General features: G+C 61.4%; 11 protein-coding genes. 6 read left to right on the top strand and 5 right to left on the bottom strand.

The features are described 5' to 3' along the window. The first annotated feature begins 37 nt into the window (after window positions 1-37). Window positions 38-1,123 carry a 4-hydroxyphenylpyruvate dioxygenase gene (gene hppD, locus OP10G_RS23230; protein WP_038476633.1) on the top strand — a complete coding sequence of 362 codons (1,086 nt, stop codon included), beginning with the start codon at window positions 38-40 and terminating at the stop codon, window positions 1,121-1,123. A 152-nt stretch (window positions 1,124-1,275) separates the two neighbouring features. Further along, complete coding sequence (locus tag OP10G_RS25470; RefSeq protein ID WP_025228035.1) at window positions 1,276-3,051, top strand: protein-disulfide reductase DsbD family protein; 1,776 nt, start codon at window positions 1,276-1,278, stop codon at window positions 3,049-3,051. 5 nt (window positions 3,052-3,056) lie between these two features. Here the strand turns inward: OP10G_RS25470 and OP10G_RS23220 are convergent, their stop codons facing one another. From OP10G_RS23220 to rpoZ, 5 genes are all read right to left on the bottom strand, one after another. Then, a complete protein-coding gene (locus tag OP10G_RS23220) occupies window positions 3,057-3,254 on the bottom strand; it encodes a hypothetical protein (protein ID WP_025228036.1) in 198 nt (65 codons plus the stop codon). Window positions 3,255-3,329: 75 nt separating this feature from the next. Next, complete coding sequence (locus OP10G_RS23215; RefSeq protein WP_025228037.1) at window positions 3,330-4,028, bottom strand: RsmE family RNA methyltransferase; 699 nt, start codon at window positions 4,026-4,028, stop codon at window positions 3,330-3,332. 361 nt (window positions 4,029-4,389) lie between these two features. Further along, complete coding sequence (locus OP10G_RS23210) at window positions 4,390-5,325, bottom strand: 50S ribosomal protein L11 methyltransferase (RefSeq protein ID WP_227625020.1); 936 nt, start codon at window positions 5,323-5,325, stop codon at window positions 4,390-4,392. Window positions 5,326-5,336: 11 nt separating this feature from the next. Continuing rightward, on the bottom strand, window positions 5,337-6,461 hold the full coding sequence (gene dnaJ / locus OP10G_RS23205) for a molecular chaperone DnaJ (RefSeq protein ID WP_025228039.1): 1,125 nt from the start codon (window positions 6,459-6,461) through the stop codon (window positions 5,337-5,339). Window positions 6,462-6,467: 6 nt separating this feature from the next. Next, window positions 6,468-6,956, bottom strand: a complete 489-nt coding sequence (gene rpoZ / locus OP10G_RS26575; RefSeq protein WP_052547941.1) for a DNA-directed RNA polymerase subunit omega — start codon at window positions 6,954-6,956, stop codon at window positions 6,468-6,470. Window positions 6,957-7,122: 166 nt separating this feature from the next. Here rpoZ and OP10G_RS23195 point away from each other — a divergent pair, with 166 nt between their 5' ends. The 4 genes from OP10G_RS23195 (at window position 7,123) to OP10G_RS23180 (ending at window position 13,645) form a co-directional block, all read left to right on the top strand. After that, window positions 7,123-8,289: a trans-sulfuration enzyme family protein gene (locus OP10G_RS23195; protein ID WP_025228041.1), complete on the top strand. Its 1,167-nt coding sequence runs from the start codon at window positions 7,123-7,125 to the stop codon at window positions 8,287-8,289. Window positions 8,290-8,375: 86 nt separating this feature from the next. Next, window positions 8,376-9,020 carry a hypothetical protein gene (locus OP10G_RS23190; RefSeq protein WP_025228042.1) on the top strand — a complete coding sequence of 215 codons (645 nt, stop codon included), beginning with the start codon at window positions 8,376-8,378 and terminating at the stop codon, window positions 9,018-9,020. Window positions 9,021-9,161: 141 nt separating this feature from the next. Then, the gene (locus OP10G_RS23185) at window positions 9,162-12,083 is read left to right on the top strand and encodes a DUF1553 domain-containing protein (RefSeq protein WP_025228043.1); all 2,922 of its coding nucleotides are present in this window, start codon (window positions 9,162-9,164) and stop codon (window positions 12,081-12,083) included. 35 nt (window positions 12,084-12,118) lie between these two features. Next, window positions 12,119-13,645 carry a DUF1501 domain-containing protein gene (locus tag OP10G_RS23180; protein WP_025228044.1) on the top strand — a complete coding sequence of 509 codons (1,527 nt, stop codon included), beginning with the start codon at window positions 12,119-12,121 and terminating at the stop codon, window positions 13,643-13,645. Window positions 13,646-14,044: the final 399 nt, after the last annotated feature.

Genomic DNA, 14,044 nt, shown 5'->3' with positions numbered 1-14,044 from the left:
TACTTCGGTCAAACCGCCAATGGATGGTCTCTCAACGATGCAAGACACTTTTCCTATCCGCCGAGTCGATCACATCCGCCACTACGTGAACAACGCCCGGCAGTCCGCGTACTACTACCAAAACGTCTTCGGCTTCGACATCACCGGCTACGCCGGCTTGGAAACCGGGCGAACCGAGCAAGTGGACTATTTGCTGGAGCAGAAAGATATTCGGGTGGTGCTTAGCGCCCCCGTTCGCCCAGGTCACCCCATGGCGCCGCTCATCTGCGAGCACGGCGACTTCGTTCAAGACATCGCCTTCGAAGTCGAAGACGTAGACCTCGCATTCCGAACCGCGCTTTCGCGGGGCGCCAAACCGGCGTACGAACCGAAATCGCTCGACGACGACCACGGGCACGTTCGGGTTGCAGGGATCCGCACCTATGGCGATACGGTGCACAGTTTGATAAACCGCGATCACTACCGGGGACACTTCATGCCGGGATTCCGCGAGGAAAACCAGCCAGGAGATCCGCTCGGATTGGTGGAGATCGACCACTGCGTCGGGAACGTCGAGCTCGGCCACATGAACGAGTGGGTGCACTGGTACGAAGACGTCCTAGGCTTTAGGAACATCCTGACGTTCGACGATAAGGACATCTCCACCGAATACACGGCGCTGATGTCAAAGGTGATGACGAGCGGCAACGGCCGCGTGAAGTTCCCGATTAACGAGCCTGCCGAAGGGAAGAAGAAGAGCCAGATCGATGAGTTCCTCGAGTTCTTCGGCGGCCCCGGCGTCCAGCACGTGGCGTTGCGGACGGACAACATTATCGAGACGGTGAGCCGGCTCCAAGCACGCGGCTTGGAATTCCTGCGGGTTCCGCACGCCTACTACGAGGTGCTCGAGGATCGAGTAGGGAAGATCGACGAGAACATCGATGAGCTCGCCGAGCTTGGGATTTTGGTGGACCGGGACGACGAGGGGTATCTGCTTCAGATCTTCTCGAAGCCGGTCACCGACCGGCCGACCCTGTTCTACGAAATCATCCACCGCAAAGGCGCGAAGAGCTTCGGAAAGGGGAACTTCAAAGCGCTATTCGAGGCGATCGAACGCGAGCAGGCGCTGCGCGGGACGTTGTAAGGGGTTGGCGGTTAGCAGTTAGCGGTTAGCAGTTCCGGAAGGGAACGCTGGTCTACAGACCGGCGTTCTCGTGGCGGACGCATGTTCGCCACTTCCGGAAACTTGCCATGCCACCCTTGCGTTCATAATTCACACGAAAGCGTAGATAACCGATGATGACCCGACTGTTGCGGACGTTCTTGCTTGGGCTTTGCCTCATGGCTCCTTTGCTCGCCTCGGCGGCGGACCTGGTGAAGTGGACGGCCTCGATTCCGGCCGATGCAAAGCCAGGGGCGGCGACTACCGTGACGCTTACCGGAAAGGTGGTTCCGGGCAACCATCTTTATTCGCTTACCAAGCCGAAGGGGACCGGACCGACGCCCACTACGATCGAAGCGGTCGCTCCGCTCAAGATCAGCGGCAAGATCGACCAGTCGACCCCGCTGAAGCGGATCGATCCCAACTTTCAGGTTGAGGTTGAGTATTACGGCGACACCGCTACTTTCACTGTGCCGGTCACGCTCGGCCCCGATCCTAAGAAGGACAAGCTCAGCGTCCACTTCCAAACTTGCGACGATCGCGCCTGCGCCTTTCCCAAGACCGTCGAGGTTCCGCTCTCCGGCGCCGAGGCTAAGGTGGTCGTGGAACAAGGCGATGTCGCCAATGCCCGAGCGAAGGGGCTCCTTCCTTTCCTTGGCTTTGCCTTCCTTTCCGGCCTGATCGCCCTCCTCACCCCATGCGTTTTTCCGATGGTTCCAATCACCGTCAGCTTCTTCTCGAAGCGGCGGGAGAACATGGGCGCCAAGACCGGGCTGCTGCATGCGGGCGCCTACTGCTTCGGCATCATCGGCGCGTACACCGCGTTCGGGATCTTGGTCACCGTTCTATTTGGGGCCAGCGGCATCCAGAACTTCGCCGCGAATCCGTACGTGAACCTGGTTCTGGCGATCATCTTCGTGTTGCTTGCGCTGAACCTCTTCGGGCTCCTCGAGGTTTCGCTCCCATCGAAGCTCACGAACGCGTTTTCTCCCCACAGCAAGAGCGGTTTGCTCGCTCCGTTCCTGATGGGGCTGACGTTTACGCTCACCTCCTTCACGTGCACTGGCCCGTTCGTCGGGACCGTTCTCGTGAGCGCGGCCAACGGCGACCTGATCTACCCGCTCGTGGGGATGCTGGCGTTCAGCACGGCGTTCGCGCTCCCGTTCTTCTTGCTCGCTCTCTTCCCTCAGTATCTGGCTCGGCTCCCCAAGAGCGGCTCTTGGCTGGAAGTCGTGAAAGCGTTCATGGGGTTCCTGGAGGTGGCGGCGGCGGTCAAGTTCGTAAGCAATGCCGACCTCGTTTGGGGCACGGGCCTTATCTCCCGGACCACGTTCCTTTTGATTTGGGCTGCCATCTTCGGAGGCTCGGTGCTGTTCTTGCTGCGGGTGATTCGGCTGCCTAAGATCGAGGTGCCGGCGAAGCTTGGCCGAGGCCGGGCGGTCACCGCAATCCTGACCTCGCTGCTCGCCGTTTGGATGCTGGTCGGCGCGACCGGTAAATCGCTGGGCGACCTCGAAGCATTCCTGCCACCGGGAGCTTCCGACGGTTGGAGCGAGAATTACGAGCGATCTCTCCAAGTGGCGAAGCGAGACAACAAGCCGTTGCTGATCGACTTCACCGGCGTGACGTGCACCAACTGCCGATGGATGGAGCGAAACATGTTCCCGCGCCCGGAAGTGGCCCAGGAACTGAAGAATTACGTGCTGACTAAGCTGTACACGGATCGGCCGAGCGACAAGGCAAACCAGGACCTGATGCTGAAGTTGACGCAGAAGGTCACGATGCCGATCTACGTCGTGATGTCGCCGAAGGGGGACGTTTTAAGAATCTTCGAGGGGTCCACGCCGGACGTGCAGAAGTACCTGAAGTTCCTCTCGCCGAACCCGAGCAAGGTTGCTTTGAACCGCTAACGCGGTTAGCCGCAACCGCCGTCTTCTTGGTTGCGGCGCTGGACGGCGGCGCGGATTTGCGCCAGATCGTCCATTCCTTTTACGACTTGCTTATTGGACTTCAAAGGGACGATGTTGTCGGCATGCGCGCGGGTACCGGCGAGACCCAGGAAAATAAGGCTAGCGGTTCCCATGGCGATGACGAGCCGATGAATGCTTCTCATGATGCGTCTCTCCCTTGGGGCTCGGCAAGGCGCCGGCCCGACAAGTGTCGGGACTGACTTCGACGCGAGGTTGTTTCACCGGTCCAGGAGAAGAAGCGCCGCCGCGGCGGGCGCGGCGTGATCTACGCGTAAGACCCTCGGGCCGAGGGTGACCCCGCGATCGCCGATCAGAGCCAGCTCCCGCTGCGCCCAACCCCCTTCCGGGCCGACGACGATCGTCATCTCGCCGGGGACAGGGACCAGCTTTGGCGAGAGCCCTTCGACCTCGGAGAGGACCACCGAGTCGGGTTTCGCCTGCAAGACGGCGGCCAGGTCGTCGGCCAGCGAAAAGGTCGGAAGGACGGCGCGAAAACTGACCTCGGCGGCTTCTCGCGCGATGGTGGCGAGCCGGTGGACGCGGTCGATTTTTTTCTTCTCGTCCCATCGGACGATGGTGCGCTCGCTAGGGAAGAGGATGAAGTGGGCGACTCCGAGCTCCGTGCAAGCCCGCACGATCTCGTCCAGCTTGTCCCCCTTCGGCAGCGCCTGGGCAACCGTCAGTCTCAAGGGGGACTCGGTATTGGGGTGGATTACTTCGAGCGGGATCGCTTCGCGGTTTTGGAATTGGCATCGGATAAGAGTCCCGTCGTTCGGAAGCACCGCGATCTCCGCCCCGGCGGAGAGTCGAAGCACCTTACGAAGCTTATCGATCTCCTCCTTCGGAAGCTCGATCGGCCCCTCGGGCGACGCGTCGGGCACGAAGAGGCGGGGAAGGGCACGCAGGGATGCTCGCACTGGAAGGACACTACCTTACGGCGCAGCCGTGTACAAACGATCTCAAAACTCTGAAACCCGACGTAGCCGCCAAAATCCGGCATCAGCGCTGAAAGCGCGACCTTCTAAAGCAAAGGGCGAAGCCCTGGTCATGAGAGCACCCATACTCCGAGCCCTGAACGTGGCGACCTCATTCTTCGCCGTCCCTTCCGCCAACAATCGTGGGCAACCAGAACACGCACCAGGGTTTTTGCGATGGTCTGTGTAGCCGCAGGTTGGCTCGTACCTGCGTTCCCATCGATCCAAAACCACGGTCTAGCCCGGAAACCTCTCGCGCAGGTACGAGCCAACCTGCGGCTACAACGCTTCGCGTTAGTTTCCCCTAACTCTTGTGGAAACGGGCGGCGACCCACTCGCCTTCTTCTCGCTTCTCTTCCAACGTGAAGCCGTTGGCCTCGGCTTCGGCTTGCACGTCGGGCCAGTTGTCGTGGATGATTCCGCTGACGATCCACTCGCCGCCGGGGCGGAGGGCGGTGGCGACTTCCGGGGCGAGGCGGATGAGAACGCGGCTGATGATGTTCGAGATCACCAGGTCGTAGAGCGATTCCGGACCGGGTTTGACCTGGACCGTTTCGGGCTTCGTGAAAGAAGCGTCGAGAGGGTGTTCGTCTTGATCCCACTCTTTCTGAGCGGCCACGCGCGTGGCCGCGTCGGTTTCGGCCTCGAAGAGAGATCGGACCCCTTCGCCGACGATCACGCGGAACGAGACGCCGTTCAATTCGGCATTCTCTTTACTGATCGCCACCGAAGCGGGATCGACGTCGACCGCATCTACTTGGGCCGCGCCGAGCAAGACCGCGCCGATGGAGAGAATGCCGCTACCGCACCCGATGTCGGCAACTCGGCTCCCATTCACCGGGGCTTGCTCCAGGAGCTCCAGACACATGCGCGTGGTGGGATGGTCGCCGGTGCCGAACGCTTCGCCGGGATCTAGAACGATCGTCAGATCGTCCGGCTGGGACTCGAATTCCTCCCAGGTGGGGCGTACAACGAAGTGGTTTCCGACGCGGCGAGGCTTGAAGAATTGACGCCAAACCTCGTCCCAATTCTGCTCCTCGAAAGGGGACTGCTTGACGTCGATCGCGCCAGCCGCGAGTAAGGCTTGGGAAAGCGCCTGGGCACGTTCGGTCGAGCCTTCGACTTCGACAAGGCAGCCGACGAGGTCCGAGCCCTCTTCCTGGGTGTTTTCGATGCCGAAATCCCGAAAGATCTCGATGAGGTGGGAAATATCGTCGCAGACCGGGAGCTGCGCACGCACCTCAATCCAGCTCACTTCTTCTTCCCGAATAGCCCACCTAGAATTCCGCCACGGTCCTCGCCTTTCGGCACCGAGTCGCCGCTCAGCTCGGCGAGCTCGCGGATCAGCTTCACCTCAGCTTCGCTAAGCCTCGTGGGAACCTTCACTTGAACCAGCACGATCATGTCGCCTCGGCGTCCGCCGTGAAGCGGAGGAAGGCCGGCCCCTTTAACGGTGATCTGCGTTCCCGGCTGAGTGCCGGCGGCGATATTCACGTCGACGGTCTCGTCGACTCCCTCAATTTGAAGCTGGTCGCCGAGGGCAGCTTGAGCGAAGGAGATATTGAGGCGGGAGATCAGGGTTTGACCTCGCCGGTCGAACCGGGAATCTTCCTTTACGTGGAGGACCACGTAGAGGTCGCCTTGGCGCCCCTCGCCGACTCCGTCGCTTCCTTGGCCGGGCACCTGCATGGTGGCGCCGCTCTCCACTCCGGGCGGGATGTTGACGACGACGGTCGCCGTCTCCTGGACCACCATTCTTCCGTGGCACTCGTGGCACGGATTTTTGATCTGCGTCCCGGTTCCGCCGCAGGTGGGACAGGGTGACGTTGTTCGCACCTGGCCCAAAAACGTGTTGCGAACCGATGCCACCGCGCCTTGGCCGCGGCACGTCGGGCAAGTGTCCGGTTGGCCACCCCCTTCGACGCCGGTGCCGTGGCACGAGTTGCACTCGGCCATGCGGGTGACTTCGATCTCTTTGCGTACGCCGTGAATCACTTCATTGAGCGTCAATTCGACGTCGGACCGGATGTCGTCGCCGTCGCGGCCCCGACGTCCGCGCGGGGCGCCGCCGCCGGCCATGTTCCCAAAGAACATGTCGAAGAGATCGTTTAGATTGCCGCCGCCACCGCCCCCGAAGAACGGGTCGCTCGGCATGTCGTCGGTCGTGCCGTACTGGTCGAACCGGGCGCGCTTCAGGGGATCGCTGAGGATCGAGTAGGCCTCACCGACTTCTTTAAATTTCTCTTCGGCGGAAGGGTCGCCGGGATTTACGTCAGGGTGATGACGCCGGGCAAGCCGGCGATATGCGGACTTGATTTCGTCCGCATTCGCCCCTCGCGCAACTCCCAGGACCTCGTAAGGATCCTTAACCGCCATCTTGGATTAGACCTCTTCGGTCTCTTCGTCGTCGCCGCTTTCCTCTTGCTCCGCGATGTCGGTGAGCGAGAGAGTGTCGTCGTCGCTCGCGATGGCGGCGGCATCTTCATCCTCTTCTTCCACCAGGTCGGAAAGGGAAAGGGCGTCCTCGTGGTCGATCTCGGCGTCGGCCTCGTCGTGGTCGACGGCGGTCACCATGGCGGCTTCGCTCTCGTCGAGAGCCGGGAGAAGCATTCCGAGCTCGGCCGGTACGTTCTCGTCGATGAGAAGCGTCATCTCGGACGTCGGCTCGATCGCTTCGGCGACTCCGCTCAAAATCGGCTTGATCTTGCCGGCGGCGATCTCCGCCAGAGCAATGGTCAGGGGGTGGTTGGACTCGACCTGCACGAGAGGTGGAGCGCCCTCGCGAAGCTGCTTTGCACGCTTGGCCGCGAGGTTGGAGAGCACAAACTTACCGTGCTCGTAATCGTTCAGGATATCGGGACTTGGCAGCATCAGGCGTTATTCCGGGAACGTGGAAGTATACCTTGGGGAAGGGCGTTGGGCGTTAAGGCGCTGGGCGTTGTCTGCATGGTGCGACACTATTTCCTTCTACCCTCATGCCTCGCGCCTTAGCGCCCAACACCCAACGCCCGATTCCACTGGTACCCTCTTCCCCAGCATGCACTCCGATGAAATGGGGCTTGGCACTTTGCTGTCCCACCTGGGCGAGGAGGAGAAGGTTAAGGGGGCGGTGGTTTCGCCGATCTTTCAGAACTCGCTCTTCCTCTTCGACACCTGCGACGACCTTCATAAGGCGCTCACGACCGATCTCGAGGGGCCGCCGTTTCATTACAGCCGGATCAGCAATCCGAGCGTCGCGATCGCCGAAAAGAAGATCGCGGCTCTGGAAGGGGCGGAGGCTTGCAAGCTTTGCGGTACCGGGCAGGGCGCGATCGCCTTGGCGATCCTCAGCGTCGTCGCGGCGGGCGCCCATGTCATCGCTCCCGATACTTGCTACGGTCCGGTGCGATCGATGCTGTCGGAGATGCTGCAGAGATTCGGGGTGAGCTACACCTTTGTCGACGGGCGCGATCCGGTGGATTTTATCGATGCGATTCGGCCGGAAACGACGCTGATCTATCTTGAATCGCCCAGCAGTCTCCTGTTCCGCCTGCAGGATGTCGACGCGATTACGAAGGTCGCTCGCGAACGCGGCATCACCACGATCATCGATAACACCTACAACACGCCGATCCACTACAACCCGATCAAGCATGGGGTGGACATCGTTTGCCACAGCGCGAGCAAGTACCTTGGGGGACACAGCGACCTCACGGCGGGGGCGCTCTGCACCACCCGGGAGCGGATGAATGGGATCGTCCGGCACGAGTTGAACTACATCGGCTCGATTCTTCACCCGTTTACGGCGTGGCTCTTAACCCGGGGACTTCGGACGCTGCCGTTAAGGTTGAAGCGGCACGAATCGACCGGGAACATCGTGGCCCGCTGGCTCGAGACGCGGCCGGAAATCGACCGCGTCCACCATATTTCGCTCGATTCATTCCCCCAGCGGGAGCTGTTCCTCAAGTCGTTCAGCGGCTCGGGCGGGCTCTTCTCGTTCGAGCCGAAGGTTCAGGACCCAATCAAGATCAAGGCGTTCTGCGATTCGCTATCGCTGTTTGGCCGTGGCGTGAGCTGGGGCGGATTCGAGAGTTTGGTGGTTCCTCTGCCGATCACGGCGTCTGGAGTTCCTGACGGCCGCTGGTTCATTCGGCTCTTCTGCGGACTCGAAGAGCCGGGGGACCTGGTGAGCGATTTGGAACGGGCGATGCATCTGTTGGCCTAGCTCTATCCGTGCCCCCTTGAGCAATGGGAATGCAAAGGTCGGGCTAAAGGACCTAGGCAACATCTTCGTTATCCTAAACTTTAGATATGCTAACCTTGGCGATCTCGGCTGCTCTGGCCCTTGGCTTAACGCGTCCGGCGACGACCGTGACGACTTGGTCCCTCAACGGCTTGTTCTCGACCTACGAAAACATCCCAACTAACCGCTTCTACTATGGCTACACGAATGGCTTTGGGGGAAAATTCACTCTTTTGCCATATACGGCCGTGAACTCGGCACTTTACTCGGAGGCGCAGGCGCAGGGATATTCTCGCGGATGGAGCGTCTTCCCGAACAATATTCAGCCACCGGCAATTATCAAGAACACCGACTTGACGATTACCGACAGTGTATACAGCACGCCGGTTCCTCCGCAGACGTTCATTTTCATCGGTCCCAGCGGCCAGAGCTACCGGCCTTGCATCCGGTTTCGGGTTGCGATGAGTGGCAAACACCACCTTACCGGGACTATCAATGCCACCAACGCGGGTTCTGTCGACTTCAGGATCTTCTTGTACCGAAACGGCACTCTGAGTTTCCTCAACTCAAAGACCGTCACCCTGGCCGGCGGCGCCTACAATTTCGATTTCTACACGCCGGTCCTGGACCCAGCCACCGACATCATCGAGTTCGCGACCGGAAACAACTACGCCCTCGTGACCGCGAAGATCGAAACTGGAACCGCCCCGTAGCTAATCCTTTGCCGGAGGGAGGCCCGTGGGTCCCGATTGCCTGAAATCTACGGGCAGTCGGGCACACCTATGTTCGTCAAGCGATGCCTCTATCGCTTACACTAGGGAAGCCCGTTCAGCTTCCTGGTCAGTGTCGATCTTATGAAGGCATCGCTTCCTGCTTTATTGTTGTCCCTGGGGGTCGTCGGCTATGCCGTGACCCCGGTTCAGACGCCTGCCGCCGCCGAGCGGGTCAGCTTTAGCCGCGACGTTAAACCGATCCTGAGCCAGCGGTGCTTCAAGTGCCACGGCCCCGACGTGACGAAAGCCGCGGCTGGACTGCGACTTGACTCTTTCGCGGGGGCAACGAAGCTCTTGGCCGGCGGTCACGCCGCGATCGTCCCCAGGAAGCCGGACGCGTCTTGGTTGCTGAAGCGAGTGGGCGCGCCCGACAAAGAGATGCGGATGCCGCCGCCCGATGCGGGAGTCCCCAGCCTTACGCCGGCCCAGGTGGACATCCTCCGGCGTTGGATCGCCCAAGGTGCGAAGTACGAGCTTCACTGGTCGTTCGTCCCACCTAAGCTGCCGGCCGCTCCCTCGGTGAGCGACCCCAAGTGGTGCCGTAACCTCATCGACCGTTTCGTCATGGCGAAGCTCGATAAGGCGGGGCTGAAGCCGGAACCGGAAGCCGACCGCGAAACGCTGGCGATGCGGGCGTCGCTAACCCTCACCGGGCTCCAACCGACTCCGGCGGCGCTCGAGCGATTCCTTAAAGACAAGGGCACGGGCGCCTACGAGCGGTACGTCGACCGGCTCCTCGCCAGCCCGACCTATGGCGAGCACCAAGCCAGATATTGGCTTGACGCGGTTCGATACGGCGACACGCATGGCCTTCACCTCGACAACGAGCGGGGAATCTATCCGTACCGAGACTGGGTCGTGCGAGCGTTCAACAAGGATCTTCCGTTCGACAAGTTCACCGAGTGGCAGCTTGCCGGAGACCTCTTGCCGAAGCCGACCACCGAGCAGCTTGTGGCCACCGGTTACGTCCGAATGAATCCGACATCGGACGAGGGGGGCGCGATCGAGGAAGAGTTCCTCGCCCGCAATACGTTTGACCGGGTGGATACGACCTCTACGGTTTTCCTCGGCCTCTCGGTGGCATGTGCCCGGTGCCACGACCACAAGTACGACCCGATCAAGCAGCGCGACTACTATGGGCTGTACGCCTTCTTCAACAGCACGGAAGACAAGCCGCTCGACGATAACGCTCTGTTGCCGCCTCCGGTCGTCCGAGCCGCTACTGAAGAAGAAGAGTCGCACCTCGCGGCATTGGACCGGGAGCTGGCGGCGCTCACGGCGAAGGTGGACGCTTCCGTCGCCGAGGATTGGCTGACGAAGAGCCATGTGCCGAACCCAGCGACCCGGGATTGGCAAGTCAGTCCGGTCTACATGGCAGCGAACTTCGAGGAAGCTTATGCGAAGGCGCAGCCGGGAGAGCCGGGCCAAGCGGAGCCGGCTTGGAAGCCGGTCAAATTGGAGGTGGGCAAGCCGCTCGCCAACATCATCGCCAAAGAGAACGCCTCCATTTACGTGCGAGGCACGATCTCGGTCGAAAAAGCGCGGACGATCACTTTGGGCGTCTCGAGCGACGATGGAATCAAGATCTGGTTGAACGGCAACTTGATCCACGACAACAAGGCGCTACGTGGGCTCACGACGGCTACCGATGCGGTCAAGGCGGATCTCAAGGCAGGCGATAACGTGTTGGTTGCCAAGGTCGTGAACGCGGGCGGCGAAGACGGGATCAACATCCGGATGGGGGACCCCGGGGCTGAGCGGATGGACAAGGCGCTCGCCGATTTCCACAAGAGCCCGACACCGGCGGCGGCTGACGAGCTTCGACGGATCTACTTGGAGAACGGTCCCGCTTCCGTTGGCGCGATCCGGTTTCGGACGGTTCGGAAGGAGCGAGACGACTTCGAGGCGGGCATTCCGATGACGATGATCGCGAAGGAGATGATGAAGCCGCGCCCGGCATTCATCCTTCGCCGCGGCGAATACAACTTGAAGGGCGATCCGGTGGTGCGCCACATTCCGCCGTCGCTGGGTGCGTTGCCCACCGCCGCAAAAGCCGACCGGCTCTCGCTCGCGAAATGGTTTATTTCACCCTCGAACCCGTTGGTGGCTCGAGTCTTCGTCAACCGTGTATGGCAGCAGCACTTCGGCACGGGGATCGTGAAGACGGCGGAGGATTTTGGCAGCCAAGGAGAGTGGCCGGTGAATCCTGAGTTGCTCGACTACCTGGCGGTCACCTTCGTACAGAACGGCTGGAGCGTGAAGCAACTGAACCGGATGATCGTGACGTCCGCGTCTTTCCGGCAGAGCTCGCGGATTTCGAAGGCAAAGCACGAAGCCGACCCCGAGAACCGGCTTATCTCGCGCGGCCCGCGCTACCGGCTCGACGCCGAGGTCATTCGGGACAAGGCACTGGCGGCGGGCGGGCTGCTGCTCCACCAAGTGGGTGGCAAGGGGTTCAAGCCGTACCAGCCGGACGGACTATGGGAGGCGATCGCCTTCGACAGCAGCACGACGGCGAAGTACATGCGCGACCGCGGGGACACGATTTACCGGCGGAGCTTGTACCTTTTCTGGAAGCGAACGAGTCCGCACCCGGTGATGCTCACCTTCGACGCGCCGATGCGCGATAGCTGCGTCGTCCGGCGCAGCCGGACGAACACGCCGCTACAGGCATTGACGACCTTAAACGAGCCTGCCTTCTTGGAGGCGAGCCGCACGATGGCGGAGATCCTCCTCCGCGCCCCCGGCGACGACGAAAGCCGTCTCCGAAAGGGTTACGAGATCGCGCTCGGACGAGCGCCTAAGCCGGCCGAGATCTCGCTTATTAAGGGCGCCTTGGAGCGCTATCGGCAACGGTACGCGGCCGATCCGGCCGGAGCCGAGCATCTGCTCAAAGTCGGCGACGCCCCGCGCTCTCAAGCCATCCCGGCTTCCGAGCACGCAGCCTGGATGCTGATCTGCTCGACCCTGATGAACACGGACGAGTTTCTGTGTATGCACTAACCAACGTTCACCCCTCCTCCCTCACCCCTTACACCATGGACCCGATTCGCGAAGCCGAGCTGATGATGACGCGCCGACAATTGTTCGGCAAGACCACCCTAGGACTGGGAACGGCGGCCCTGAGCCGCCTCCTGATGACCGGGGGAATGGCGGGAGGGTTGGCGGCGGCCGCGATGGGGAGCGAAGGGCACAAGGGACTTGCCGGAATGCCGAACTTCGCCCCGAAAGCGAAGCACGTCATCTACCTCTTCATGAACGGCGGCCCCAGCCAGCTCGACCTCTGGGATTACAAGCCGAAGCTGAACGACATCTATGATACCGATCTCCCTGATCGGGTTCGGCGTGGGCAGCGGATCACCACGATGACGAGCGGCCAGACGCGGTTCCCGATCGCGCCCTCACGCTACAAGTTCAAGAAGTACGACAACCAGGCCGACGGCGTCTGGGTGAGCGAGCTTCTCCCGCACACGGCGGGGATCGTGAACGACCTATGCGTCGTCCGCTCGATGTGGACGGAGGCGATCAATCACGACCCCGCGGTCACCTACATCCAGACCGGAAGCCAGCTTCCCGGGCGCCCAAGCATGGGCTCGTGGGTGAGCTACGGGCTGGGTACCGAGAACGAGAATCTGCCCACCTACGTGGTGCTCCACAGCAAGGTCTCGAGCGGCAAAGTCGACCAGGCGCTTTTCTCGCGGCTCTGGGGCACGGGATTCTTGCCGAGCGAGTACCAGGGGGTCAGCCTCCGGTCTTCCGGAGATCCGGTGCTGTATCTCACCGATCCGGACGGCATGGACCGTACCACCCGGAGGGGGATGTTGAACGACCTCGCGAAGCTGAACGAGATGCAGCTTGGCGCTTTCGGCGACCCCGAGATTGCGGCCCGCATTACGCAGTACGAGATGGCGTACCGGCTGCAGACCAGCGTTCCCGACCTGATGGACCTGAGCAAAGAGTCGGCGGACACGTTCGAGCTCTACGGTAAAGAAGCCCACGAACCGGGGACGTTCGCCGCGAACTGCCTGCTGGCTCGCCGGATGGTGGAGCGCGGCGTTCGATACATCCAGATCTTCCACCGAGGCTGGGACCAGCACGGCAACTTGACCGGCGACCTTCCGATGCAGACCAAAGACGTCGACCAGGCATGCGCGGCGTTAGTGAAGGATCTTAAGCAGCGCGGACTGCTGGACGACACGCTCGTCATCTGGGGAGGCGAGTTCGGCCGAACGGTCTATTGCCAGGGCGCGCTTTCGCACGAGAATTACGGGCGCGACCACCACCCACGGGCGTTTACGGTGTGGATGGCCGGCGGCGGCGTGCAGCCGGGAATCGCCTATGGCCAGACCGACGACTATGGCTACAACATCGTCGACAAGGACGGCGCCGTCATCGACCCGAGCGTAGACACGCTGACGCCAGGGGCGGTGCACGTCCACGACCTACAGGCAACGATTCTGAACCAGCTCGGCGTCGATCACACGAAGCTGACCTACCGGTACCAGGGCCGCGACTTCCGGCTTACGGACGTTCACGGCCACGTGGTGAAGGATCTGATCAAGTAGTTGAGCATCATGGGAAAATCGGATGAGGAGGAAGGCGAAAGGGCGAATGTTTGTGGCATCGGTTCTGCTCGCCAGCCTCGTTGCTGCCTTGGCCGTACCTTTCGGAAAGCCTGAGCCACCGCCTTTTCTTCCTGGGGCGATTTTTGCCGGAACGGGTCGAGCGGGCCTTACCATCTGGCCCGAGGTGAATCACGGATGCACCTATGCAGAGGCACCGATGTGCGATCTGTGGATTGTCGATCGCGATCCGGCGACCCCGACCGATTCACTTGTTAACCGCAATCCTTCTATTTGGGACGTATTTGCCGTAAAGTTTGAACCGCTAGTGGAGAGGAGAGGGAGCCACGCTCCCCATTATCTGGAGGATTACGGCGTTCGAACTAACCCAGCGTTTGAGGG

Source organism: Fimbriimonas ginsengisoli Gsoil 348 (genome assembly GCF_000724625.1).
Taxonomy (GTDB): domain Bacteria; phylum Armatimonadota; class Fimbriimonadia; order Fimbriimonadales; family Fimbriimonadaceae; genus Fimbriimonas; species Fimbriimonas ginsengisoli.
This window is presented reverse-complemented; position numbering and strand designations above follow the sequence as displayed.